The 24,482-nt window shown below is 43.4% G+C and carries 23 protein-coding genes; 13 read left to right on the top strand and 10 right to left on the bottom strand.

From position 1 onward, the window contains the following. Positions 1-9: 9 nt before the first annotated feature. Genes gmd through AVL57_RS09845 form a run of 6 tightly spaced genes read left to right on the top strand, consistent with a single transcriptional unit; the run spans position 10 to position 5,474 of the window. Complete coding sequence (gene gmd, locus AVL57_RS09870) at positions 10-1,137, top strand: GDP-mannose 4,6-dehydratase (RefSeq protein ID WP_057793347.1); 1,128 nt, start codon at positions 10-12, stop codon at positions 1,135-1,137. Beyond that, positions 1,130-2,269 carry a DegT/DnrJ/EryC1/StrS family aminotransferase gene (locus AVL57_RS09865; RefSeq protein WP_057793346.1) on the top strand — a complete coding sequence of 380 codons (1,140 nt, stop codon included), beginning with the start codon at positions 1,130-1,132 and terminating at the stop codon, positions 2,267-2,269. Before gmd ends, AVL57_RS09865 begins: the two co-directional genes overlap by 8 nt. Next, entirely contained in the window at positions 2,266-3,321 is a 1,056-nt protein-coding gene (locus AVL57_RS09860) for an N-acetylneuraminate synthase family protein (protein WP_063457193.1), read from the top strand. The genes AVL57_RS09865 and AVL57_RS09860 overlap by 4 nt, the downstream gene beginning before the upstream one ends. Next, positions 3,314-3,919, top strand: coding sequence for a NeuD/PglB/VioB family sugar acetyltransferase (locus AVL57_RS09855; RefSeq protein WP_057793343.1), 606 nt, complete (start codon positions 3,314-3,316; stop codon positions 3,917-3,919). Before AVL57_RS09860 ends, AVL57_RS09855 begins: the two co-directional genes overlap by 8 nt. After that, positions 3,916-4,779, top strand: coding sequence for a sugar phosphate isomerase/epimerase family protein (locus tag AVL57_RS09850; protein ID WP_057793341.1), 864 nt, complete (start codon positions 3,916-3,918; stop codon positions 4,777-4,779). The genes AVL57_RS09855 and AVL57_RS09850 overlap by 4 nt, the downstream gene beginning before the upstream one ends. Further along, on the top strand, positions 4,779-5,474 hold the full coding sequence (locus tag AVL57_RS09845; protein ID WP_057793339.1) for an acylneuraminate cytidylyltransferase family protein: 696 nt from the start codon (positions 4,779-4,781) through the stop codon (positions 5,472-5,474). Before AVL57_RS09850 ends, AVL57_RS09845 begins: the two co-directional genes overlap by 1 nt. 32 nt (positions 5,475-5,506) lie before the next feature. On the opposite strand, the gene AVL57_RS09840 is transcribed toward AVL57_RS09845, so the two are convergent. Further along, a complete protein-coding gene (locus AVL57_RS09840) occupies positions 5,507-6,781 on the bottom strand; it encodes a class I SAM-dependent methyltransferase (protein ID WP_057793337.1) in 1,275 nt (424 codons plus the stop codon). 179 nt (positions 6,782-6,960) lie between these two features. On the opposite strand from AVL57_RS09840, the gene AVL57_RS09835 reads away from it, so the two are divergent. Beyond that, the gene (locus tag AVL57_RS09835) at positions 6,961-7,848 is read left to right on the top strand and encodes a GSCFA domain-containing protein (RefSeq protein WP_057793335.1); all 888 of its coding nucleotides are present in this window, start codon (positions 6,961-6,963) and stop codon (positions 7,846-7,848) included. Positions 7,849-7,877: 29 nt separating this feature from the next. Here AVL57_RS09835 and AVL57_RS09830 read toward each other — a convergent pair whose 3' ends face one another. The 9 genes from AVL57_RS09830 to pseB form a co-directional block, all read right to left on the bottom strand. Next, entirely contained in the window at positions 7,878-9,362 is a 1,485-nt protein-coding gene (locus tag AVL57_RS09830) for a CDP-glycerol glycerophosphotransferase family protein (RefSeq protein WP_057793333.1), read from the bottom strand. A gap of 151 nt (positions 9,363-9,513) precedes the next feature. Then, positions 9,514-10,251, bottom strand: coding sequence for an SDR family NAD(P)-dependent oxidoreductase (locus AVL57_RS09825; protein ID WP_057793330.1), 738 nt, complete (start codon positions 10,249-10,251; stop codon positions 9,514-9,516). Between the two features lie 4 nt (positions 10,252-10,255). Continuing rightward, the gene (locus AVL57_RS09820) at positions 10,256-11,626 is read right to left on the bottom strand and encodes an ANL family adenylate-forming protein (RefSeq protein WP_057793328.1); all 1,371 of its coding nucleotides are present in this window, start codon (positions 11,624-11,626) and stop codon (positions 10,256-10,258) included. A 4-nt stretch (positions 11,627-11,630) separates the two neighbouring features. Then, on the bottom strand, positions 11,631-11,900 hold the full coding sequence (locus tag AVL57_RS09815; RefSeq protein ID WP_057793326.1) for an acyl carrier protein: 270 nt from the start codon (positions 11,898-11,900) through the stop codon (positions 11,631-11,633). 43 nt (positions 11,901-11,943) lie between these two features. After that, positions 11,944-12,651, bottom strand: coding sequence for a UDP-4-amino-4,6-dideoxy-N-acetyl-beta-L-altrosamine N-acetyltransferase (gene pseH / locus AVL57_RS09810; RefSeq protein WP_082604954.1), 708 nt, complete (start codon positions 12,649-12,651; stop codon positions 11,944-11,946). A 4-nt stretch (positions 12,652-12,655) separates the two neighbouring features. After that, positions 12,656-13,705: a pseudaminic acid synthase gene (pseI, locus tag AVL57_RS09805; RefSeq protein WP_057793324.1), complete on the bottom strand. Its 1,050-nt coding sequence runs from the start codon at positions 13,703-13,705 to the stop codon at positions 12,656-12,658. Between the two features lies 1 nt (position 13,706). Next, positions 13,707-14,831 (bottom strand): UDP-2,4-diacetamido-2,4,6-trideoxy-beta-L-altropyranose hydrolase, encoded by a 1,125-nt coding sequence (gene pseG, locus AVL57_RS09800; protein WP_057793322.1) that lies wholly within the window; start codon positions 14,829-14,831, stop codon positions 13,707-13,709. After that, positions 14,825-15,526, bottom strand: a complete 702-nt coding sequence (gene pseF / locus AVL57_RS09795) for a pseudaminic acid cytidylyltransferase (RefSeq protein WP_057793320.1) — start codon at positions 15,524-15,526, stop codon at positions 14,825-14,827. The genes pseG and pseF overlap by 7 nt, the downstream gene beginning before the upstream one ends. 62 nt (positions 15,527-15,588) lie before the next feature. Further along, a complete protein-coding gene (gene pseB, locus AVL57_RS09790) occupies positions 15,589-16,740 on the bottom strand; it encodes a UDP-N-acetylglucosamine 4,6-dehydratase (inverting) (RefSeq protein WP_082759562.1) in 1,152 nt (383 codons plus the stop codon). Between the two features lie 248 nt (positions 16,741-16,988). Here pseB and AVL57_RS09785 point away from each other — a divergent pair, with 248 nt between their 5' ends. The 6 genes from AVL57_RS09785 to fliF all read left to right on the top strand — a co-directional run bounded on the left by AVL57_RS09785 (position 16,989) and on the right by fliF (position 24,480). Then, positions 16,989-17,789, top strand: coding sequence for a flagellin (locus AVL57_RS09785; RefSeq protein ID WP_057793315.1), 801 nt, complete (start codon positions 16,989-16,991; stop codon positions 17,787-17,789). 155 nt (positions 17,790-17,944) lie between these two features. Beyond that, a complete protein-coding gene (locus AVL57_RS09780; protein WP_057793314.1) occupies positions 17,945-19,396 on the top strand; it encodes a sigma-54 dependent transcriptional regulator in 1,452 nt (483 codons plus the stop codon). Between the two features lie 132 nt (positions 19,397-19,528). Next, the gene (locus AVL57_RS09775; RefSeq protein ID WP_057793313.1) at positions 19,529-20,692 is read left to right on the top strand and encodes a sensor histidine kinase; all 1,164 of its coding nucleotides are present in this window, start codon (positions 19,529-19,531) and stop codon (positions 20,690-20,692) included. Positions 20,693-20,710: 18 nt separating this feature from the next. Then, positions 20,711-22,051, top strand: a complete 1,341-nt coding sequence (locus AVL57_RS09770) for a sigma-54-dependent transcriptional regulator (protein ID WP_057793311.1) — start codon at positions 20,711-20,713, stop codon at positions 22,049-22,051. A gap of 392 nt (positions 22,052-22,443) precedes the next feature. After that, complete coding sequence (gene fliE, locus AVL57_RS09765; RefSeq protein ID WP_013785107.1) at positions 22,444-22,773, top strand: flagellar hook-basal body complex protein FliE; 330 nt, start codon at positions 22,444-22,446, stop codon at positions 22,771-22,773. Positions 22,774-22,785: 12 nt separating this feature from the next. Then, positions 22,786-24,480: a flagellar basal-body MS-ring/collar protein FliF gene (gene fliF / locus AVL57_RS09760; protein WP_057793310.1), complete on the top strand. Its 1,695-nt coding sequence runs from the start codon at positions 22,786-22,788 to the stop codon at positions 24,478-24,480. Positions 24,481-24,482: the final 2 nt, after the last annotated feature.

Genomic DNA, 24,482 nt, shown 5'->3' with positions numbered 1-24,482 from the left:
GGTCAGGTAATGGCAAAGAAAATAGCACTAATCACTGGGGTTACAGGGCAAGACGGCGCATATCTATCGCGCTTTTTGCTGGGTAAAGGCTACGAAGTTCACGGGTTAAGGCGACGGGCTTCATTGCCAAACTTAGATCGCGTACACGATCTTGTTCAGCCTCCCCAAGGGACTAAAAATAATTTCTATCTACACTATGGCGACATGTCTGATCCACTGTCATTGGTAAGATTACTGGCCGATATTGAACCCACAGAAGTGTATAACTTAGCCGCGCAAAGTCACGTACATGTTTCATTTAACGCTCCAGAAAATACAGCTGACGTAAATGCTATTGGTACCTTACGCCTACTAGATGCAATTAGAACCTTGAAACAGGCTGATAAAGTAAAGTTCTATCAAGCTTCAACGTCTGAGTTGTATGGCAAAATTCAAGAGCCTCGGCAAAGTGAAACTACGCCGTTTTATCCTCGCTCACCTTATGCCACTGCAAAATTATATGCTTACTGGTCTGTCGTTAATTACCGAGAGTCTTACGGGATGTTTGCCTGTAACGGCATTTTATTCAATCACGAGTCTAAGCTACGGGGTAAAACTTTTGTTACCCGTAAAATTACCTCAGCTATCGCGCGTATGATTTATGGTCTTCAAGATTGCCTATACTTAGGTAACCTAGATGCACAAAGGGACTGGGGGCATGCTAAGGATTATGTCGAAGCTCAATGGCTGATGCTTCAGAAAGATAAACCTGAAGATTATGTCATCGCGTCAGGAAGTAAAACCTCGGTAAGGCAGTTTGTTGAATTGAGTTTTGCTGAACTAGGTATCACGCTTGCTTGGCAAGGTAGTGGTGTAGATGAAATAGCGCGAATAGATACAATTGATAAAGAAAAAACGGAAACACTTTTAGGTAGCTTTATAAGTAGCCTTAATGTCGGTGATGTAGTAGTAAAAATAGATCCTTTTTATTTTCGCCCAAATGAAGTGGACGTATTGTGGGGGGATGCAAGTAAAGCGGAGCGTGAATTAGGTTGGAAACCCAAAGTCACACTGAATGAAATGGTAAATGAAATGATGACTCACGACTTATCCCTTTCAAGAGATGAAGCGATTTTAAATAAGTATAGTAATGAATAGCAACAGTGATTTTATACCAGTATCAAAGCCTTATCTCACTCAAGAAGCAAAAACCTTTGTTGTTGATTGTTTAGATTCGGGGTGGATTTCATCGAAAGGGGCTTACGTCGAGAGGTTCGAAAACGAATTTGCAGAAAAATGCGGGGCTAAGCACGCCATCAGCGTTAGCAGTGGGACGGCTGCACTTCATCTCGCGTTGCTCTGTTTAGGGATCGGATCGGAAGATGAAGTTATTGTGCCCGACCTAACGTTTGCCGCTACCGCAAATGCAGTTATTTTATGTGGCGCAACACCTGTGCTTTGTTGTGTAAATAAAGATGAGTGGACACTGGATGTTAACGACGCTGAGGCGGTGTTATCAGACAAAACTAAAGCTATTATTCCCGTACATCTATACGGGAACCCGGCACGGATGCATGAGATTAATGATTTCGCTAAACGCAACGGCTTAAGCGTTATTGAAGATTGTGCTGAGTCGCTTGGTGCTACACTAGATGGCCGTTATTTAGGTACTTTTGGTGATATGGGGTGCTATAGCTTTTTTGCGAATAAACTCCTTTCCACCGGCGAGGGAGGGATGGTGACGACAGATAGTGATGCACTCGCGCTTAAAATCAGAACGCTAAGAGATCACGGCATGAGCACCGAGAAACGATATTGGCATGATATAGCGGGATTAAACTATAGAATGACCAACATTCAAGCTGCTATTGGCGTTTCTCAGCTCAATGTGTTCGATGAATTTGCAAAAGCACGTAGTGAACAAGAAGCTCTCTACAAAAAATATCTAACGGATGTTCCTGGGGTCATTTTTAAAAGAGTTATTAAGGGGGCTATACCTGTTAATTGGCTTATGTCCTTAAGAATAGATGAAGCGTTAAGTGGAATTAGTGCAGCCGAATTACAAGGTATTTTAACGGAACACCAAATAGAGTCGCGATTGTTCTTTTACCCATTACATCAGCAACCGCCTTATTCAAATGAAAGAGCTGCGCTGAAATCTACCGATGTATTATCTTCATCTGGTTTGTCATTGCCCACTTTTGTAGGTTTGAGTTGTGAAGATATTCAAAGAGTGTGTGAAATCATCAGTACCGCAATTACCAACCGCCAACGGAGCCTTTCGAAATGACAATTTATCGCTTTTCTAAAAATGTCACCATAGGAAAACATACTATAGGGGCAGGGGAGCCTACCTATGTCATTGCAGAAGCCGGGGTGAATCACAATGGTGATATCGCGTTGGCTAAGAAACTAATAGACACAGCGGTTTCTGCAGGCGCAGATGCGGTTAAATTTCAGCTCTTTAATACTGATGCCCTTATTAAAGCTGATGTAAAAAAAGCCGCATATCAAGTTGGTAATAAAACTGATAGTCAATCACAGTATGAAATGTTGAAGGCACTGGAGATTAGTGCGGATGAATGCAAGGTGTTAGCAGAGTATGCCGCAACTAAAAGCATTGATTTTCTAGTTACGCCATTTGATGAACCTAGCCTTTCTTTTCTCGCTACGTTGGGATTGTCAGCATTAAAGATATCGTCCACTGACTTAACCAATACTCCTTTTCTTCTAGATGCCGCTAAGATAGGTGTTCCGATTATATTATCTACCGGCATGAGTGAGCAGTCAGAAGTCGATCACGCTATTTCTGCAATTCATGAAGCCTGTAAAGATGTGGTGTTACTCCAATGTACCTCCAGTTACCCTGCGCCAGAGGCTGACTTGAACCTAAGAGTTATTCGCAAATACGCGGAAGACTATGGGATTATCGCTGGTTATTCCGATCACACGGTAGGCATAGGTGCTTCGCCCTATGCAGTTGCCGCTGGAGCTTTAGTTATCGAGAAACACTTTACGCTAGATAAGACATTGCCTGGCCCTGACCACCAAGCATCGCTTTCACCCGATGAATTAATTAGCTTTATGCGTGAAATAAGGCGAGTAGATACCATGATGGGGCGCAATATAAAACGTGTGGAATTGTGTGAGCGTGAAAACAGGCTTTCACTTCAAAAGTGTTTAGTGGCGAGTTGTCATATTGAGCCAGGTGTTGCCTTTAATGAGAGTAATATTTGCGCGAAACGAACTGGTGGTGTAGGGATCCCTGCTAATTATGTCCAAAGTGTATATGGAAAATTAGCGACAAAGTTATTGAACGTAGGCGATATAGTAAATGTCTGACGTAATCACCTTGCTTGGTGCCGGAGGGCATGCTCGTTCAGTATTATCGCTACTTCGTTCAATTGATGTGCAAGTGGCGCGTATAGTCGATAGCACAGCCTTAGCGGATGAAAACGTGATGGGTATACCGGTTGTATCGGATTTGGCAAAATCTGTAGAGTCTCTAGTCCTATCAGTAGGCGATAACAAAATACGAGAAGCCATGTTTCACCAGTACCACACTCGATTGTGGAATAAGCCATTAGTACATCTGCGCGCAAGCATAGACGAAAATGCGACAGCGCAACGGGGCTCTCAAATATTTTCAGGCGCTTATGTTGGTCCTTTATGTATCGTGGGTGAAAACACGATTGTTAATACCCATGCTATTGTTGAGCATGAATCCCGAATAGGATGTCATAGCCATATTGCTGTTGGTGCTATGGTATTAGGGCGTTGTTCGCTTGGAGATAGATGCTTTGTAGGAGCTGGCGCGGTTATCCGAGAAGGTGTGCGCTTAACAGATGGTGTTATTATTGGTGCTAACGCGTTTGTGAATTGTGATATTGATGAGCCAGGACTTTACGTAGGTAGTCCAGCTAGAAAGGTGAAACCATGAACTCGGCTATTTTTGTTTCCAGCAGTTGTGTCAATAATAGCCGTATCGCGCAAAGCGTTAAAATGTTGGCTGATCAAGGTTTTACAAATATCGAACTTTCCGGGGGAACTAATTTATACCCTGAGTGGAAAGCAGAGTTAATTGCATTAAAATCTGAGCTAGGCTTAACGTATCGATGCCACAACTACTTTCCCCCTCCCAAAGAGCATTTTGTTTTGAATTTATCATCTCATGATAAATTTGAACGACGCCGTTCCATCGAGCATGTTCTCAATGTTATTGAATTATCAAATGAATTGGAGGCGTCAGTATACGGTATTCATGCAGGGTTTCGTCTGCAGCCCGACACAAACAAGTTAGGTAAAGCATTTACAAATGTTGCACTACAGCCTGAGAATGAGGCCATTGAATTGTTCGCTGCTGCATGGGAAAAAGTCAACGATAGAGCTATTGAGCACGGTGTAAAACTCTATGTGGAAAATAATGTTTTATCGGCTGCAAATCACAAGACCTTCACGCAAGGTAATCCGTTTCTAGCGACAGACAGCGTATCAATAAAAAAATTGCAAAAGGCCACAGGCGCACCATTGTTGCTTGATATTGCACACCTTAAGGTAAGCTGTAATAGCTTGGGCCTAAGTTTTGACAATGAACTTAAAACCTTGGTTGCACAATCTGACTACCTACACTTTAGTGATAATAATGGCATGGCCGATACCAATCATGGGCTGCACAAGGGGACCGAAGTATTTAAGTTGCTAGAAAGTGTCGCTCTAAACAATAAAACGATTACGCTTGAAGTTTACGATGGTAGCTTGCAAGAAAGCTACGAAAGTACAGCGGCGTTGTTGAATTCGTGATGGCTAATCATCCGCGCGTTTTAGCTGTTATTCCAGCCCGCTCTGGCTCAAAAGGGCTCAAAGACAAAAATATACTGCCATTTAATGGCAAGCCTTTATTAGCATGGAGTATAGAGGCCGCTAAGCAGTCAAAATATGTGCTAGATGCTGTCGTATCTACCGATTGTAATAAGTATGCAGAAGTGGCAAAAAAGTGGGGGGCACATGTGCCTTTTATTCGACCCAAAACACTTTCTGATGACACAGCAGGAATGATGTCAGTACTTAAACATGCAGTAGATGAGATGGCAAAAGCTAATCTATTTTATGATGTGGTTGTTTGCCTTCAACCCACATCCCCGCTTAGAACCTATGAGCACATCAATGCTGCTCTTGAGTATTTTGAACGTATTCCTAGCGAAGAAAAGTCACTAGCGTCAGTCTATCAAGTTGAGAATAAGTACCGATGGTTGCTACAAGATAATTCCGAAGGGCAACTTAGGTTCCTTGACGATAGCTTAAACCAAGGTGGATTATTTAATCGACAGAACAATGGCCGAGTTTACATGCCCAATGGCGCTATCTTCATTTACCAGGTTGATAGTTTGTTTGCACAATACCAGCCCACCACCTATTCATTTGTGATGGACGAAGTTGATTCAATTGATATTGATACGCTGGATGAATTTAATTTAGCACTTAAGCGTCAGCAGTAACTTATCCTCCAGCATAGCTAATGCTAAGTGAATCACTTGTACAGGCAAATAATCTCAACCCCACTAGATTCAAGATGATTTATTCGTCTAAATATCGTTTCTTGATACGAATTGGATGAAATAACAATAGCCTTTGGAATCTGTTCTTCAAGGGCAATTATCGGAAGGTTTCCCATTGTGTTCCCATGTTCTGCCGCATCTGGCGATATGATATTTTTTAACTTTTTTGCTTGAGTGATGTAAGACAGTAATTGTTTCGTGTGCAGGCCAGTTCCGTAAAGAGATACGGATTTGTCGGGGAAAGCACTGAGTGTTAAATCGAGCTCGCTAAAGCGTTGACGTATCGCTAATTCAGCGTTCTCACTTTGTTGCTTAACGTAACATTCTCGATTGCTCTCTAGGTCATCTAAATATGCGCGAATGCTTGGGTATTGATTATCAGTGCAAGGTACAGAGTTGTCAGATTTCTTAAATACGGCTTGTACATTTTCATTACCCTTCACAAATGAAAATCCATATTTACCAAGTACTCTTTTCAATAATGCCAAGTTAAAGTGATAGTTGTGTGCATTTTGCAAGTATTTAAGAAAGTCACTGTCATAAGTGTTTCTGAGGTTGAATAAGCCTGGAACTTCTATATAGAGAAGGCCATTTTTTGCAAGAAGCGATGAGATGGTGTTGAGTTCTTTCTCTATATCAAGAAAGTGTTCAAACACATGGCTGAGAATAACTAAATTGAATTTTTCTTTTGTAGTTTCATAAAGTTGTTGAGAAGACATACAATGAAGAGTTAACCCAAATTGTCGGCCCATGTCTAAATAGGTGTCCCCTAAATCCACCCCAATACACGAATAGCCAGCTTCTTCGAGAGGCTTTAATATTCCTCCGGCACCACAGCCAATTTCTAAAACAGAACCTCTATTGGGCTTAATAACATCTGATAAATAGCGTAATATTCGATTGCCGTGACGAACCTGTCGATTAAAAAACTGTTCGTCTGCAGCCGCGGCCCCTACATAGAGCTTTCTGTACAAATTAGCATAAAAATCTGAGGTGCTTGTTTGGTTTAAGCGTGGAGAGCTGAAAACTTGGCCGCATGACTTGCATATCTGTGTGGTAATCGGAATGGCGTATCTGTCTTTTTTAGCCAAAATTTCCAGATCATTACTTCCACATTCACAAAGTACCGATTCGAACTGATATTTGCCAAGAGCCACTTGAGACAAATACTCGTTCCTAGCGGCTAGTTGCGCTTCCTTTAATGTTAACCTCGCGACGTTATCATTTTTAAATCTTTCAGAAAGCATTTGGGGCGCCTTTACTTATAAGTAGTCACATGGTTTAACGGCAATTATTCAATATTCTAAAGCGTTTCATTGAATAAGGCTGGTCAAGGTAACTTTTTATTTAGTTTAAGAAAAGTGTTAAGCGTACTGGAGTATGGCCGATAATAAAGGTGTGAGAATGATTAATACCGGAGACAGAGATGCGTAAGTTGAGCGTTTTAGAAAAGCATGGGTTCAATGGCTTGAATCGTTGGCCAGGTAATACGCAACTTGAGAGTGCCGAGGCGGTCTCAGACTATTTTATGCACGGTTACGCCCCGCCTGAGCCATTGATTACTAAAAATACAAAAATAACTGCCTTTGGCTCTTGTTTCGCTGGAAATGTTTCTCGCTATTTACTCAAAAAAGGTTATCAGGTTAATGCTCATAGCTGGGACCACAATCAATCGGATTTAATTCGTATTGACGAAATAATGGTGCATACACCGGCTCTACTTGCCCAGTTTGAGTGGGCGTTTAACAACAAACCTTTGGGCTCCGTTTTCATCGGTTCCGCCGAAGAAAAAGCACAGACATACCATAGTCTGGAAGCCTGCAAACAAATTATTAAAGAAACAGACTTTTTTATAATAACATTGGGTCTCACAGAGGCCTGGTATGACAAAGAGAGTGAGCAATACCTCTGGAAGTTTGTGCCAAATAGACGCTTAGATCCAACTCGATTTGAAAGTCGGTTTGTTTCCTTTTCCGAAAATTTAGAGAATTTACGTCGAATTTATAACTTAATCAAAAGTAACGTTCCTTGTGCGAAAGTATTGTTTACCCTTTCCCCAATACCGCTCCTTGGTTCGTATCACGGAAAGTCAGTAGTTGCCGCGAATACTGCCTCTAAAGCAACACTCCGTGCTGTATTGCATGAGTTTTTAAGTCAAAAGGAGCATGCAGATGCCCTCTATTTCCCATCATACGAGTTAGTAAATGACTACATTGAGTCGCCTTGGAAAGAAGATAATAGACACATTACGCCTGATACTGTTGAAACGATAATGTCAATTTTCGATGAGTATTACCTGAGTGCTAACGACTAGAGAGAAGATGGCAATTACTATTGTAAGATTTAACTTCTAACCTCTTCAAGAATTAATGGGCAAGCCGGTTTGTTACCGAGCAAAAATTTATCACGCAGTGCTGATACTAATTCAGTATTTGCTGCCGCAGAGTCGGTAAGAAGACGAAGTAATTCATCAATAGTCAACGCCACTTCCCCCGCAATAAAATCATTGTCACTCACCAATGTATTTCCACGTAATTTCAGATAATCCTGCTTGTCATATTGAAAATAAATAATCGGTTTGTCTGCCAATAAAAAGTCATACGCGATTGACGAATAGTCAGTAATCAAGGTTTCTGCATCGGCCAGCCAAGGGTATATATTCTTTCCACTAGGGTATAAATAGATATGAGGGTGCGAAGGAAGCGTTTGAACATTTTCACTATCAGGCAGTGCCATGGCATCCCCAAATTGACGTGAAATAAACGGGTGAAATTTTAAAATAAAAGCGCGTTTATTATTCTCACACCACGCGTTTATCTTATCTAAATCTAACGGATAATCGTTATCCCCCCAATCGCGATAGGTGGGGGCGTATACAATAATACTACCTGTGGTATTTTGAATATGCGTCAATGTGCTGAGAGGCTCAGCGTTTATCCAGTCTCGCGCTTGAGGTGATTGACTAAACACATCATTTCGAGGGTATCCGAAATCTAAATAGCGTTTAGCCCTAAAAATAGTGGGAAAGATGTGTTCGTTAAACCATGATGAACTAGATATGAAGGCATCATCGCAAATATCAGGGTAATGAATATTTCCGCTCAACGCTTTATAAGGTAACCCGTGCCATAGCTGTACAACAGGAATAAACTTTCTTAAAAGGGTGAAGGTATTCCCGGTGAACTCATGATCTACCACCATCTTTTTAGCACGTACCATTTTCCACAGCCCGTAAAGCGAAAATAAGCGTAGTAGATGATTGTCGGCATCCAGCATGGTTAAATCTTGCTTGATATTTCTGCCTATCAACCAGGGTTCATCAGGGTATTGTCTTCGGTGTTGTCGGTACGCTAACAGCATATTGGTATCAAAAAACTGCTCTGCGTAATACACATAGCCCCGTTGCGGCACTATGCTCCTTAATACCTTGATGGTGAACGATAATATTCTAAACCGAAATGACTTAAACTTTTCGCTTATCGGCGTTTTGTATGGGCGAATGTCCGAGTGAGCGCTTGCGCCAGAGCTTTGCGTTTGCACTGTGGTGTCGACATCTTCTCTTAACGAAGTGTAAAGCTGGTGGGGAGCAAACCCTCTTGCCATAAGCCCTTTGGCGACATTATGAGTGTATGGGCCGTTGCAAATAATAACGATGGCATCAGGTTTTGATTGAGCGTGTGAGTTTATTATTCCATCGGCTTGCTTTAAATTATCAGCAAGCCCGCATACGTTGTATCCCTCAGCCGTTAGTGCACTCGCAAGCGCCCTTCCTGCTGGGTTGGCTGGTGCTACGTATACTGGTTGTGAGGTATTAATATTGCTCTGCATAGTAATGCGTTCTCGCTAAGCTCTCGCCAATGCCAATGCCAATGCCAATGCCAATGCCTGTCCAATCCGTATCGAGTTCGTAACTAACATTAATCGATAATTAAACGTTCTTATGACGTTGCCTGCCAAACCAAAAATTTAAGCCAACTAGCTAAGCCGTGCTGCCAGCATCAACGGTTATGGTTGTACCTGTAATTGATTTTGCGCTATCACTTAATAAATACAATACGGCGCCTGCCGCATCTTCAGGCGTGGCAAGTGTGCCTAGCGGACTACGGCGTTTCACTGCTTCAAGCTTGTCGCCAGTAAGGCTATCTGTCATATCCGTCTGCATGTAGCCAGGGGCTACGCAATTCACTGTTATGCCGGCTTTTCCAACTTCCCGTGCAAGGGAGCGGGTAAATCCTTCAAGCGCCGCTTTGCTGGCAGCATAAACGCTTAAACCATTAAATCCGGTGTTGGCAATAATTGAAGAAATATTGATAATTCGCCCCGTGCGGTTAAGTAGCATGGCGCGAGACAAATATTTGGTCAGTAAAATGGGCGCCTGAACATTCACATTCAGCAGCGTGTTTATCTCGCTGTTATGCATAGTGGCCAACACACCATCAAAACCTACGGCGGCATTATTTATAAGCGCGTAAGGTCTACCGTGTGTTTTCACTATTGATTTAGTCAGTTCGTGAAGTGAATCAAGGTTCCCTAAATCAAATGGAATATGGGTAACATCATTGCCACTACACAATGCATCAAGGGCGTCACTGCTTGCCCGTGAAATCGCCACCACTTGGTAGTTATCTGCTGCCAATAAGTGGCATATTGCAAGGCCTAGCCCTCGACTCGCGCCCGTCACAATCACTAGTTTCTTATTCAATGTTGGTTGCTGCATATATTTACTCTGTTGACGCTTGTTGTGCTCTGCCTATCTTGCCTGAGGCATTGATGGCTATGCTATCAGTAACGTTAATTTTTGTGGGCATTTCGAATCGAGCAAGATGCTTTTTACAATGTAGCAATAACGCTATTGTGGGTTTTGTTTCGATGTCTTTGCTAGCAGAGAGCACAACATCTGCCACGACGAGTTGCCCCATGATACTGCTTTGCTTCGCGTAGACTCGCGCTTGTGACACTAATGGCGATTGTAATAGTACTTGTTCTACATGTTCGGGGTGCACTTTTTGCCCACCGACGTTAATGGCACCATTTGCTCTGCCTTTAAAGTAAACACGATTGTCTTTAATTATTACTACATCATTTGTGTTTACGTAGCCTTGTGAATCGACCTCTACAATGGTGTTATTTATCTTGTTTAATTTAGTGTTTTGCGCTGCGTTAGCCTTGATCCAAAGTACATTTTCGCTATCCACTTTTAAGCTATTACCATTCACTCCCGAAGTTAGCCATTGTTTTGGGAAACCAGGCTGACCGTCGGTAACCGCAAAGCCTACACCAGCTTCAGTAGATGCATATACATGCATAATTTTTGCGTTCGAAAATTGGCTTGCCAATAGGGCCATCAACGGGGCATCGGTAATTTCTCCCCCAAGAGTTATCTTCTCGATAGTGAAAGTAGGCGAGCTATCTGAAAAAGCGCCGCTTAATAAAAATTGACGCCAAAGGGTGGGGGTGGCGGAAATCGCATTTACTTTCTCGCGCCTAATGATATCTACTTTTTTGGCGGTATCTGCGGTGGTGCAATCTACTAACGTGGCGCCATTGAGCAGGCTTTGTAAGATTACTTGCAGGCCTGCATAGCGAAAGGGTTGGTAGCATAATGCCCAGCGGGTTTGCTGATGTTGCCGTCCGTGTTTAATAGCGCGGCATAAACTAGAGCTAGTATGAGCAATCCATTTGGGCGTACCTGTTGTGCCAGACGTGGCCAAGTGCCACACGGTTGCAGCTGGTTTTTTGTGTGTGATATCTACCGTGTTTGTGCTGCTGTTATATGCGTTGCTTGTATTAGGAAGAGCAAGCGGGGCTTCAGGTTGTAGATATAAATTTTCCACCACGCCTTCATAGGCTAGCAAATAGGTTACAAAGGTGGTTAGATCATCAAAAGTAAGTACCGCCTGGCAAGGCAAGTTTCCCTTAGCGCGTAATGCTTTGGCTTCGGCAATTAGGGTTTCGTAAGTGGTGTATTGAATAGCTCGAGCGTCATCGTTAACGCTATTATCTACCTTTTTTGCTGCCTTTTTATCTGCCCTTGTATTGTGAACAAGCGCAATACCTGAAAATTTTGAAACCTGCTCGAGCAGCGACAACACCCTGTTAGCCCTTTAATGCACTTGCATAAAGCGCGGTGAACTCTCCAAAAGTACGAGGGTATACGGCGAGTTGCATTTCACTAAATGGGTCTATACCTAAGTCTTCTTCAAGCTGCGCTACCAACATGGCAAATCCTAGTGAATCTAAACCGCTTTGAAGCAGTACGGTTTCATCAGTAATGGTATCGATGAGCGTACAATCTGCAATAACCGCTACATTCGACATGGTATCTAAAATAGTTTGCGCTAACTCAGTTCTGTTTAAATCGCTCATTGGTCTCGTTCATTATTGATAGTTTAAGAAGTCGCAAATTACGTTAATCAACAAAGTGTATATGCTGTGCCGCTGCGCCAATTTGCTTTGGTAACATTGAAAGTACTTTTTCCCGTTTGGTAAGCCACTGCTTTTGTTGGTATAAAAAGCGCTTAACCGTAACAGTAGTGCCGTCTTTTTTCTCTGGTTTTTCATCTATTCGATCTTCAAGTGCTTCGTATTGAAACAATTTGTGCATTTTGAGCACGGATTGATTAGACGACAGCACCTCGGCATACAAGGTTGCTGCATTTTTACTGATAAATGCATAATCGAGTGCGGCAATTTCTAATAGTAACCCTGACCCAGGCCACACATTGTCCTCACCAATATAACATCCCCATTCTATGCAGGGCGCAGTCAGTTCATTGCTATTCTTAATAGCGCCTATTAAAGTGAAATTTAAAATCCCAATAGGGCGCTGGTTTTGCATAAACACAAAGAACTGCTTACCCGCGTTGTTTTTAAGTGTTTCAAACCAACTAAGGTGCTGTTGCCAGCTTATCTCATCAGTAGAGTGCATGTTTTCGCGTATATGCGGCAAGTTACGCCAGCCAAGCACCGTTTCAAGGTGCGTTTCATTTAACGGTATAAACTGACTGCTCGGCGATGTTTTAGTTTTTGCGCTAGTTGCTTTTGAAAGAGGCGCTGCTGGTTTAGGTGCTACTTGTTTGGGTATCACTTGTTTGGGTGTTTCGGGAATATGCGTCATGGGATTAAATAAGGTCCCAGCTCATAGGGGTACCTTTTGCCACATCTTGTTTGACAGGCTTTCCTAACAGCATGGGCAAATTTTTAACCGGCAAACCAAGGCCTGGTCTAATTGAACGCAAGTTTGTGGGGGTTAAAACATCACCCGCCTTTAAATCGTTAGCGATATAAAGCGAACGCCTGTGTACCCGTGAATTAACCTCTGCTTCTGTACAGCCGTAATTAACTTCCCCCACTGCAATGCGTGCGCGTTGGCTTTCTTCTACTAGCTGTTTAAATTCTTTCGGTTCTAAAGAAAATGCCGCGTCCACGCCGCCTGCATTTCTATCAATAACGAAATGCTTTTCAATTACACTCGCGCCTAGTGCGGCAGCTGCAATGGCTACCCCTATACCCGTAGTGTGATCAGATAATCCCACATGGCATCCGAACATGGCTTTTAAATGGGGCAAGGTCATTAAGTTAGCGTTTACTGGGTCGGCAGGATATTGGCTAGTACATTTAAGTAGCACGTAATTCTCACAGCCATTGTCACGTAACACATCTACCGCTTCTGAAATTTCTGTCAAACTTGCCATACCCGTAGAGACAATAACGGGTTTACCTGTTTTAGCCACTGCAGCAATGAGCGCGTGGTCAGTATTTTCAAATGAGGCTATTTTATAACAAGGTACTTCTAGGCTTTCTAGAAACGCTACTGAAGTAAGATCGAATGGTGTGCTAAAGGCAACCATACCTTTTTCTTTCGCTCGTTCAAAAATAGCGTTATGCCACTCCCATGGCGTAAACGCTTTTTCATATAGCTGATATAACGACGAACCGTGCCACAGGCTATTCTCATCATCAATATAAAACTCGCCAGTAGCAATATCTAATGTCATGGTATCAGCAGTGTAAGTCTGTAGCTTTAATGCATGAACACCAGCTTCTGCGGCAGCGTCTACCATGGCCAAAGCAACATCAAGATCTTGGTTATGATTACCCGATAATTCCGCAATAATAAAAGGGGGCTGTGTGTCACCAATGGTATGGTGACCAATTGAAAATGTATCCACGTTAGCCTTCCTCTCTTAAGATTCTACTGTTTAACACCGTCTCGCCCTTTATCTTATTCATCTGCGCTACTATTACATCAACCACTGCAACAGCGCCGCCATCTATTGGAACAATCTGTGATGCGATATTAGCCATGTGTCGCCGAGCCGTTGCATCATTTAACAACGCTAATACAGAATGCGCAATGGCGTCCTTCGTTACCGTTTCACTGTCGCCAAGCCATTTGCAGGCTCCCAATTCTGACAAATATTTTGTCGTCGCGACTTGATTGGCGGCAAGTGTAATAACTATGCTAGGCAGAGCTGATACACAGCGTTCCCAGTGCATACTGCCACCCGCGCCAATCATTATTGTCGCGTGCCGCATAAGCACTGCCATTTGTGTGGTATCTACGTGCAATGACATAGTAGAAAACTGCGCCACTTTTGAAACAATCTGAGCATAACTCTTATGCTGGCTGCCAATCACGACATCAACGTCAAAAAGTGTAGTGTCTAGCTTACTTATCGCTGATAGGGTTTTATCGGTTACATTTTGCGGATCTGTACCCCCAAAGCAAACTAGAATACGTTTTCTTTTTTGTTTCTCGTTGGTTTGAAGTGCAACGTTGAGTATGTGTTTTGGGGTTTTTGTTTGTGTAGGCGTGTAGAACTCTTCTCGTAATAACGCGAACTGCGGCCCCAAAAGCGTGGCGCAGTCTTTAGGAACAAGGTCTTTGTATCGTGAAGCACTATTTGGCAGCAAGTTGCCATCTAAAAGCAGATTGCAGTGGTGCTTTCTATTGGCGAGATCATCAATAACCATTACACCCGAAACCTTGTTGTATAAATGTGTTTCGTAACGCGTGTCCAAGTTATAGTGGTCGATAATAATCAGGTCGGTTTCAGGCAATATTACTGCTAACGTATTCGTCGCGTGTTGCGCCGGGTCGTTGTCTATGTCAGCAATAACATGCACATTATACCCAGAAGCTTTTATCTTAGATGAAAGTGCGGCTCCGCTTTTACTGACAATAAATTCACAATATGCTTTGCCACCTAGTGCGTGGGCTAAGGTAAGGCAACGCATAACGTGGCCAGCCCCAATAGCGATTGAAGCATCAACACGAAAAACGACTTTTAGCATTCACCCATCTCTTTAAGTACTTTGTACAAGACTTCTGCACGCTTCCAATCTTCAGGAGTATCGATGTCTTGAACAAGGTGTGATGGGAGTTTAATCATGCGAGATTGAGGTGAAAACACGCGCTTGGTTTTATCTAGCCATGTGGTGGCATTAGCAACGTATAGCTGCCCAGCATCGTGAAAGGTGTCTGGTAAATCTTGTGATCGCTTACCAATCGTTTCAGGATTGAATGGCATAACCTCGCCCTGCTCAGTTTGCAAGAGTGCTCGTTGAATAGGAAAAGAGAATTGATTTACCGTAAAAACAAATTCAGCATTGTCTTGCTGAAGCCGGTGTACCGCATCGTTAATCAAAGTGCCTGTTAGAAAAGGGGCGGTAGCATATAAGCACGCGCATACATCAACATTCCATCCGAGTGCGACTAACGATTCAAGCGCACTGCGAATTACTGGCGTAGTACCAGTTTTGTCGTCTGCCAGTGATACTTCTCTTAAGAAAGGCACTTCTGCACCATATTGAATGGCAATATCGGCAATTTCCCTGTCGTCAGTGGACACCACAACTTTATCTATAGCAATACTGCTAAGGGCGGCTTCTATCGAATAGGCAATAATAGGCTTTCCTCGAAATAACTTAATATTCTTTCGAGGAATGCGCTTACTTCCGCCTCGGGCAGGAATAATGGCTATATTCATGAGTAACGTGCTCTATATCTTTGCTTTCATTACGGCTTCTTTACTTGTACTCGCGGCACTTTTCAAGCGACGAGTAAGCGTGCTTCTTTTACTTTATCGGCCACAAATGAAATTTGTGAAGGCGTAAGGCTTGGAAATAGTGGAAGGGTAATCGCTTGTTTGTAGTAGATCTCGGCATTCGGGCAATAGCCCTTTTCGAAGCCCAAAGCTTGATAGTAAGGTTGAAGATAAATCGGAATATAATGAACGTGCCCTACAATACCTTGTTCGCGCAAAAACGTTATAGCATGGCGATGCTGAGCGTCATCAATGCCAATAAACCGAACTACATAGAGGTGATAACTGCTATCGCTGTTTTCTTCAACGACTAACGGCGCTATCTCGAAATGATCGTCAAATTCATAAGTGTGAAATGCCATATCGCCTGGGCACATCATTTCATGTAGTTTTTCACCTGGTCGTATACCAATAATTTTTATCGGTAAGTTAGGTGCCATCGCTTTTGCTAATTCGGTAATGCGAATAGAAGGGATTTTAGGCACAAAAATCTCCCCACCAAGCATACGAGCGAAGTTTTTCAATACAAAATCAACGCCTTGCTGAAGGGTGATCCAGAAGCGCGTCATATCCTGATGTGTAATGGGGATATGGTCGCTACCTTCATCAATTAACTTGTTGAAAAAGGGCACTACTGAGCCTCTTGAGCCCACCACATTGCCATAGCGAACCACTGAGAAACGAGGTTTCTTACCGCCAACCATATTATTGGCTGCTACGAATAATTTATCTGAAGCCAATTTCGTTGCGCCGTACAAATTTACGGGGTTAGCGGCTTTGTCAGTAGATAATGCAATGACTTTACTCACCCCGTTATCAATGGCGGCATTTATAACGTTTTCGGCGCCATCTATATTAGTACGAATACACTCGGTGGGGTTGTACTCAGCAGCAGGAACTTGTTTCATAGCGGCCGCGTGAATAACATAATCAACGCCCTGCATAGCGCGGGTTAATCTGTCTTTATCACGAACATCACCAATGAAATATCGCATGCAAGATGCGTTAAATTTTTGCTGCATTTCGTATTGCTTAAGTTCATCACGAGAGTAGATGATTAAGCGCTTAGGCTTGTAACGAGACAACAAGGTTTCTGTATATTTGTGGCCAAAAGACCCAGTGCCACCTGTTATCAGTATTGATTTACCGTCGAACATGTCTCGCTCGCTATTTTTATCATTATGAAAATAAATATATCATGTGTCGGCGCGAATGCCATAAACCATTAGTTTTTAACAGTTCCTATTCGCTATTTTTCGCTTTTAAACACAAATTTAGCACGCTAATCCATATATGAGTATGGCAATGTATACTTATTAATAATGTAGTGGGGTACTTGGGTTTACGAAAATGCTGTATAATTACTGAACTAATTACCACTACTGACACTTAACCGGAGGTTAAAATGTTGAAAGTTGATTCTGACATCGGCAGTTCGCTTCTTCAGCAAGTACAAGAAAAGCAAAATACGCTTTTGGAAAAACTTGCGTCCGGAAAAGAAATTAATAGCGCATCAGACGGCGCTGCTGCCCAGCAAATTATTGACCGTTTAACCTCTGAGGTTGAAGGTAATCGTCAGGCTGTGAACAACGTTTATGATGGTATATCGTTAGCTCAAGTTGCTGAAGGCGGGTTAAGTAACATCAACGATGATGTAAATCGTATACGTGAACTTACTATTCAGTCAGGTAATGGCGTTTTAAGCGACGGCGACCGTCAAGCGCTGCAATCTGAAATATCACAGCTTCAAGAGAACATTAGCTTTACCATTGAGCAAACCAATTTTGCAGGTAAACCCTTGTTGTCTGACAATGGCGCGTTGAGTTTTCAAGTTGGGGCCAATGCTGGCAACTCAGTTGATATTAAAACCCAAGATATAGGCAGCCAACTATCAGATGTTCTTTCTATCGATTTAACCTCTGGTAGTAATATTGATGATGCATTAAGTGCTACCGACGAGGCGATTGAAATTTTAGGTGGTGCACGTGGCGATTTAGGCGCTACGCAAAATAGTTTGGCTAGTACTGCTCGAAATTTAACCCAATCCAATGTGAACACGGCAGAAGCGCGTAGCCGAATTCAAGATTTAGATTACGCTCAAGCCAGCTCTCAACAAGCGGCAAATGATGTGCAAGGACAAGCGGCTTTAACGGTTCAAGCCCAAGCGAATCAGCAGCAAGGGCAGGTTTTGGCGCTGCTCAGTTAAACATTAAATTTGAGTGAGTTATTCGAAAGAAGCAGGGAAACCTGCTTTTTTTATTGCTACATTTCCGAAAACACCAGTTGCGCTGCGATCTTTTGTCGTTACAATTTACAAATGCGCTAAACTGTAAATAATAACAAAGCGTTCTCGGGGATTTGATGAAGGATATTTTGCTGGTTAGTGATAGCCAGGAACTAATTCATAGCTTAGAAACCATAGTCACCTTTTTGGGAGAGTCGTGTCAGTCACGAGGGCTTTCTGACTGTGAAAGTTACCTGAAAGAAAAGGGCGCAGATGCGGTACTTATTGAGTACGCGTCGCCGTCAGTGATAAATTCACTGGTTGCTCGTTTTCCACACATACCATTCGTTGCCATTTTACATTCAAATGGCGAAGTAGCCGCGTCGTGCAATTTAGTCAGCGTGATCACCTTACCGCTTACTTACCCAGTACTTACGCAATCAATTCACCGATGCCAAGAATATAGTCGCAGAAAGCCGGGTAAAACACGTGCTGGTGGCTCTAAAACGCGTCTTTTTAGAAGTTTGGTTGGTAAGAGCGACGAAATTCAGATTGTACGCCGTTTAGTAGAGCAAGTAGCTCCAACAGAGGCTACAGTGCTGATTTTGGGCGAATCTGGTACAGGTAAAGAGGTGGTGGCACGTAATGTACATTTCTTGTCAGAACGTAAAGACGGCCCTTTTATTCCTGTTAACTGCGGTGCTATTCCCGGCGAGCTACTTGAAAGTGAATTGTTTGGTCACGAAAAAGGCGCGTTTACCGGTGCAATAAGTGCTCGTAAAGGCCGTTTTGAGTTAGCCGAAGGCGGAACATTATTTCTAGATGAAATTGGCGACATGCCGTTGCAGATGCAAGTCAAACTGCTTCGGGTGCTGCAAGAGCGTATTTATGAGCGAGTAGGCGGCAGTAAGCCTCTACAATGCAACGTTCGTATTATTGCGGCTACCCATCGTCATCTAGAAACTATGATCAAAGAAGATAAGTTTCGTGAAGATCTCTATTACCGCTTAAATGTGTTCCCTATCGATAGCCCCGCGTTACGTCAGCGTAAAGATGACATTCCCTTGCTATTGCAAGAACTCAACAGTCGTATTCAAGGTGATGGTGTAGATAGCGTACGTTTCACTGAGCGCGCCATTGCATCGTTAATGGAGCATAACTGGGCGGGTAACGTACGAGAGCTATCAAACCTTGTTGAGCGTTTAAGTATTCTTTATCCCGGTCAAATCGTTGATGTGGCCGACCTTCCAGAGAAATACCAGTACGGTGAGATTCAAGCGTACGAACCAGATTACCCTGAAGAATTGTTAGAGCGAGATGCGTTTAATGCGCTTTTTGCCGAATCAGCCTCTCAAGAGCACTTTGACGAGCCTGAGGAAGAGAACAGTTTGCCGCTTTCCTCGTCGTTGCCTGAGGAAGGGGTTAATCTGAAAGAATACTTATCTGAACTTGAAATTACCCTCATTCGCCAAGCGTTAGAACAACAAGAATGGGTTGTCGCTCGCGCTGCCGATAAGCTTGGAATGCGAAGAACCACGCTTGTTGAGAAGATGCGTAAGTACGACATTCAACGCATGGAAGAAGTTTAACGTCAGGTAATTGACGTTAAACTTTCATCTTATTTTGATGTAACTCATTGAATATTAAAGCCTATAAAACTGGCATGTCTTCTGCAATGTAAAATCATATACACAAACCGTCTTTAAATTGACGAGAGCCATATGATTTTTGATAGCACACACGACAGCAGCACTTCGTCTTCCGAAACATTCACTTCATCTTTTGATGTGCCTAGTGTCGAGCATGCGCTTGAGGCTACAACACCGTCTTATGTGAGTGAAGCAGAAGTCAGTTCACTTCGTCGCCAAGCTAGTCGTTTGGAAAACTTGCTTCAAGTCATGCCTGCAGGCGTCATTGTTATTGACGGCAAAGGGGTTGTACGTCAAGCCAATGACTTAGCCAAAGCATTACTGGGCGAGCCGCTAGAAGAACAAGTATGGCGTAGCATCATTTCTCGCTCATTTAACCCGCGTGCAGACGATGGTCACGAAGTGTCATTGGTAGATGGTCGTCGCGTTAAGCTTTCTATAACGCCACTAGAAGATGAGCCAGGGCAGCTTATAGTTATTACAGACTTGACGGAAACCCGTCGGCTTCAAGCCAGTGTCAGTCATATGCAGCGTTTATCTTCATTAGGCAAAATGGTGGCATCGCTTGCGCATCAGATTCGTACGCCTTTATCCGCAGCTATGCTCTACGCCTCTAATTTAACGCGAAAAGATTTACCGCAGCACGCATCTGAGCAGTTTGCTCGAAAGATGACAGACAGACTTAAAGAGTTAGAAAGCCAAGTTAATGACATGCTGTTGTTTGCCAAATCTGGTGAACAACAAGTTGTGAATACCTTATCGCTCGCCAGTTTGCGAGAAGCTATTGAGCCCAACGCGCAAACTATCACCGCGCAGCACGCACAAAAGATTACTTTTAATGGCTTTGATTCAACCGATGCACTTATCACGGGTAACCTCACTGCGCTGCAAGGTGCTGTATTGAATCTTATCCAAAATGCGAGTCAGGTTACGCCCAAGGGTTACACGGTGTCGATTAATGCGGTAGTACATGAAGATAGAGTACTGCTTTGCGTTAATGATAAGGGGCCTGGTGTACCAAATACCTTAATCAATAAAATATTCGAGCCGTTCTTTACCACCAAAACCCATGGCACAGGGCTAGGATTAGCCGTGGTGAAGTCGGTAGCTAAAGCGCATAATGGCTCGCTTAGCGTGGTCAATCTTAATGAAGGTGGTGCCTGCTTTACGCTTTCATTACCTTGTAATACTCAGGCTATCGGGCAACACAATAAGCCTCACTCAAATGTCGCTTAATTGCTAGGAGAATTAGAAATGTCTAAAACAACTATTCTTATCGTGGAAGACGATGCTGGATTACGCGAAGCGTTGTACGACACCTTATTACTAGGCGATTACGATGTTGTGGATGCTGACTGTGCCGAGGCTGCGCTAATGGTATTAGCGGGGAGAAAGATAGATCTTGTGGTAAGTGATATCCAAATGGGTGAAATGAGTGGCCTTGCTTTATTAAAAAGCATTAAGGCGAAATACCCTCAACTTCCGGTGTTATTAATGACAGCGTACGCCACCATCGATGATGCCGTGCAGGCCATGCGAGATGGGGCTACTGATTATCTGTCCAAACCATTCGCGCCTGAAGTGCTACTTAATCTTGTTGGACGCTATGCGCCTGCACAAAAAGTCGAATCTTGCACGCCTATCGTGGCTGACCCTTCTAGTTTAAAATTACTCGAATTATCAAGAAAAGTGGCGAAGTCAGAAGCGACCGTGATGGTGCTTGGGCCAAGTGGTTCTGGTAAGGAAGTACTTTCCCGCTATATACACGACCAGTCTTCTCGCGCAGATGCACCTTTTGTGGCAATCAACTGCGCAGCTATTCCTGAAAATATGCTTGAAGCGACATTGTTTGGTTATGAAAAAGGCGCGTTTACCGGCGCTATTCAAGCTTGCCCCGGTAAGTTTGAACAAGCCCAAGGCGGTACACTGCTATTAGATGAAATTACCGAAATGGATTTAGCACTTCAGGCAAAACTACTTCGTGTTATTCAAGAGCGTGAAGTAGAGCGGCTTGGTGGACGTAAAACGATTAAATTAGATGTACGGGTTATTGCAACCAGTAACCGAGATTTACGTAAAGCGGTAGAGCTTGGAAACTTTCGAGAAGATTTATATTACCGCCTAAATGTTTTCCCTATCACATGGCGCCCGCTCGCAGAGCGTCCAGGTGATATTGTACCGTTAGCGGAACACCTTATTAATCGTCACACAAGTGTGCAAGGCTTAGGCAATGTACGTCTCAGTGCAGCTGCACGAAACAAATTGGCGCAATATACATGGCCAGGTAACGTGCGAGAGCTTGAAAACGTTATTCAGCGGGCACTTATACTGTGTGAAGACGGCAGCATAGAGTCTGGTGACTTAATGATTGATATGGCTGTGCATGATGAGATGGAAGTAAAGCAGGATGAGCCAGAAGACAATAGTCGCTTAGGCTCAGAGCTTCGCCAGCAGGAGCATCAAATCATTCTTGATACACTTACTCTATGTAATGGTAAGCGTAAAGATGTGGCAGAAAAATTGGGTATCAGCCCTCGAACCTTACGCTATAAGTTAGCTAGAATGCGTGAAGACGGGATTGAATTACCGGCCTAACATCTCAAACTAGTTTGGTAATGAGGGGCGATTAGCCCCTTATTTTTAACGCTTTAGGTGCTGTGCTTTTCGTATTGTACTTGCAGTTGTGCTTGTATTTATACTGGCTTGGACTGGGCGTCACGGCAACGTGCGAGACCTTCTGCGCTGCCACCGAGCATTTTTGCTTCGCGTTTTTACATAATCTTACGTCTATTCACTTTCTTGACGCTATTCTCCCCTCTCTGTCATAAAATTGGCAACCCCCTTGAAAAACTCCATAACTTATTGTTTTTAAATTGATTTTAGGTGGGTTTTAAAGTTGGCTTGCCGCTTGCTTATAGCTAAGCATAAGTAATTAAAGCGCATTGTCGTTAAGCGGCAATTCCCCACCGACATTCGAAGGAGTGGTTATGGACGTTAAAGCCAATAGTTTGTACCAAGAAATGCAAAGCATGATTGGGCAAACTCGTATGCCTGCAAACGAACTTCAACCATCAAACGAGATTAATCCCTCGGCCAACGAGTTCTCTACCATGCTTAAGCAAGCGGTAGATGGGGTTAATGGCATGCAATTAGAATCTAAAGATTTACAGCAGCGGTTTGAAATGGGTGATAAGTCACTAAGCCTTGCCGAAGTTATGCTAACTAAAGAAAAGGCAGGCATAGCTTTTGAGGCCACAGTGCAAGTACGTAACAAGGTACTTGAAGCGTATAAAACCATTATGAACATGCCGGTGTAGTTGGAGTAAGTCATGGCTGAAGCAACAGGCACAAATTTGACCGTTAACGACCCATCTATGGGTAACGATAGCGAGCCTGAGAATAAATCAGGATTCATGGATACCTTAGGCAGTGCAGACATGATGCGCCAAATGGCGTTAGTGGTAGTGCTTGTTATATGTGTCGCCATTGCAGTCTTCATATTAATTTGGGCACAAGAGCCTGATTTTCGTCCGTTAGCAAAAATGGAAACCCAAGAGCTTATTGAAACCTTGGATTATATGGACGCTAACCAAATCGAATATCGTTTAGAGGGGAATACGGTATACGTTCGAAGCGATGAATTTCAAACTATACGCTTGGGCATGACGCGTCAGGGCTTAACCGGCTCTTCCGATGCTGGAACCGATATTATCATGCAGGACATGGGATTCGGGGTAAGCCAGCGGGTAGAGATGGAACGCTTGAAACACGCCCGTGAGCAACAAATCGCTGCCACTATTGAAGATATCTCAAGTATACAAAAAGCACGGGTTCTATTGGCGATGCCAAAAGAGAATGTATTTGCTCGTCGTGAGAAAAAAGCCTCTGCTACTGTAGTACTTACTGCTAAGCGCGGCAAGGTGATTGCCGGAGAGGAAGTTGATTCCGTTATTGATATCGTGGCGTCAGCGGTACAAAACATGGAGCCTTCTGCGGTAACAGTTACCGATAGCAATGGTCGATTACTAAATTCGGGTTCTCAAGACTCACTAAGCGCTCGAGCACGCAAAGAATATGAAATCGAAAGACAGCGTGAACAAGAATATCTAGAAAAAATTGATGCCATTCTTATTCCAGTTCTAGGTATAGGTAATTACACCGCGCAAGCGGATGTTAGTATGGACTTTACTGCACTTGAGCAAACTCAGCGTAGCTATAATCCTGATTTACCGGCTGTTCGTAGTGAAATGATTAACGAACAAAATAGTGTAGGTGGCGGTGCCATGGGTATTCCTGGTGCGCTAACTAACCAACCTCCGCTAGATTCAAACATTCCCGAAAATGCGACCACTGGTGCACAAGCTACGTTGCCAGGCAGCACATCGAAAGTTTCTACTCGAAACTACGAGCTGGACACCACCATTAGTCATACCAAAAAACAAAGTGGCGTAATCCGCCGGTTAAGCGTATCTGTGGCGGTAGACTATCTTCAAGTTGCTGGTGAAGATGGCACTACCTCGGCAGAGCCTCGTAATCAAGAAGCCTTGTTAAACATTCGCCGTTTATTACAAGGTGGTGTTGGGTTTGACGTGACCCGTGGCGACTCGTTGGAAGTCGTCAGTGTTCCTTTCACCCGTATGGATGATGGTATTATTGAAGATGCGCCAATATGGGAACAGCCTGCATTTTTGCCTATACTTAAGCTAGTCATTGGTGGTTTGGTTATTATCGTGCTTATCATCTTTGTGATAAGACCAATGCTACGTCGCTTGATTAACCCTGATGAGTCGAAAGAAGCGGATGACTTTGATGCAGACGAGGGCCTAGATCTTGGTGACGAAACCATTAGTATGTTGTCTACTGATTTCGATGAAGGTCAAGTGGGCTTTGCGGCAGATGGTTCACTGATGCTGCCAGATTTACATAAAGATGAAGACGTATTAAAAGCGGTTCGTGCACTGGTTGCGAACGAGCCTGAATTGTCAGCCCAAGTTGTTAAGGGCTGGCTGATGCAAGATGAGTAAGT

Source organism: Alteromonas stellipolaris (assembly GCF_001562115.1).
Taxonomy (GTDB): Bacteria; Pseudomonadota; Gammaproteobacteria; order Enterobacterales; family Alteromonadaceae; genus Alteromonas; species Alteromonas stellipolaris.
Note: the sequence above shows the minus strand (reverse complement) of the source record. Positions and strands in the feature narration are given on the sequence as shown.

Coding starts and splice junctions, on each gene's coding strand:
- gmd (WP_057793347.1), top strand. CDS start 10: ATGGCAAAGAAAATAGCACTAATCACTGGGGTTACAGGGCAAGACGGC.
- AVL57_RS09865 (WP_057793346.1), top strand. CDS start 1,130: ATGAATAGCAACAGTGATTTTATACCAGTATCAAAGCCTTATCTCACT.
- AVL57_RS09860 (WP_063457193.1), top strand. CDS start 2,266: ATGACAATTTATCGCTTTTCTAAAAATGTCACCATAGGAAAACATACT.
- AVL57_RS09855 (WP_057793343.1), top strand. CDS start 3,314: ATGTCTGACGTAATCACCTTGCTTGGTGCCGGAGGGCATGCTCGTTCA.
- AVL57_RS09850 (WP_057793341.1), top strand. CDS start 3,916: ATGAACTCGGCTATTTTTGTTTCCAGCAGTTGTGTCAATAATAGCCGT.
- AVL57_RS09845 (WP_057793339.1), top strand. CDS start 4,779: ATGGCTAATCATCCGCGCGTTTTAGCTGTTATTCCAGCCCGCTCTGGC.
- AVL57_RS09840 (WP_057793337.1), bottom strand. CDS start 6,781: ATGCTTTCTGAAAGATTTAAAAATGATAACGTCGCGAGGTTAACATTA.
- AVL57_RS09835 (WP_057793335.1), top strand. CDS start 6,961: ATGCGTAAGTTGAGCGTTTTAGAAAAGCATGGGTTCAATGGCTTGAAT.
- AVL57_RS09830 (WP_057793333.1), bottom strand. CDS start 9,362: ATGCAGAGCAATATTAATACCTCACAACCAGTATACGTAGCACCAGCC.
- AVL57_RS09825 (WP_057793330.1), bottom strand. CDS start 10,251: ATGCAGCAACCAACATTGAATAAGAAACTAGTGATTGTGACGGGCGCG.
- AVL57_RS09815 (WP_057793326.1), bottom strand. CDS start 11,900: ATGAGCGATTTAAACAGAACTGAGTTAGCGCAAACTATTTTAGATACC.
- pseH (WP_082604954.1), bottom strand. CDS start 12,651: ATGACGCATATTCCCGAAACACCCAAACAAGTGATACCCAAACAAGTA.
- pseG (WP_057793322.1), bottom strand. CDS start 14,831: ATGCTAAAAGTCGTTTTTCGTGTTGATGCTTCAATCGCTATTGGGGCT.
- pseF (WP_057793320.1), bottom strand. CDS start 15,526: ATGAATATAGCCATTATTCCTGCCCGAGGCGGAAGTAAGCGCATTCCT.
- pseB (WP_082759562.1), bottom strand. CDS start 16,740: ATGTTCGACGGTAAATCAATACTGATAACAGGTGGCACTGGGTCTTTT.
- AVL57_RS09785 (WP_057793315.1), top strand. CDS start 16,989: ATGTTGAAAGTTGATTCTGACATCGGCAGTTCGCTTCTTCAGCAAGTA.
- AVL57_RS09780 (WP_057793314.1), top strand. CDS start 17,945: ATGAAGGATATTTTGCTGGTTAGTGATAGCCAGGAACTAATTCATAGC.
- AVL57_RS09775 (WP_057793313.1), top strand. CDS start 19,529: ATGATTTTTGATAGCACACACGACAGCAGCACTTCGTCTTCCGAAACA.
- AVL57_RS09770 (WP_057793311.1), top strand. CDS start 20,711: ATGTCTAAAACAACTATTCTTATCGTGGAAGACGATGCTGGATTACGC.
- fliE (WP_013785107.1), top strand. CDS start 22,444: ATGGACGTTAAAGCCAATAGTTTGTACCAAGAAATGCAAAGCATGATT.
- fliF (WP_057793310.1), top strand. CDS start 22,786: ATGGCTGAAGCAACAGGCACAAATTTGACCGTTAACGACCCATCTATG.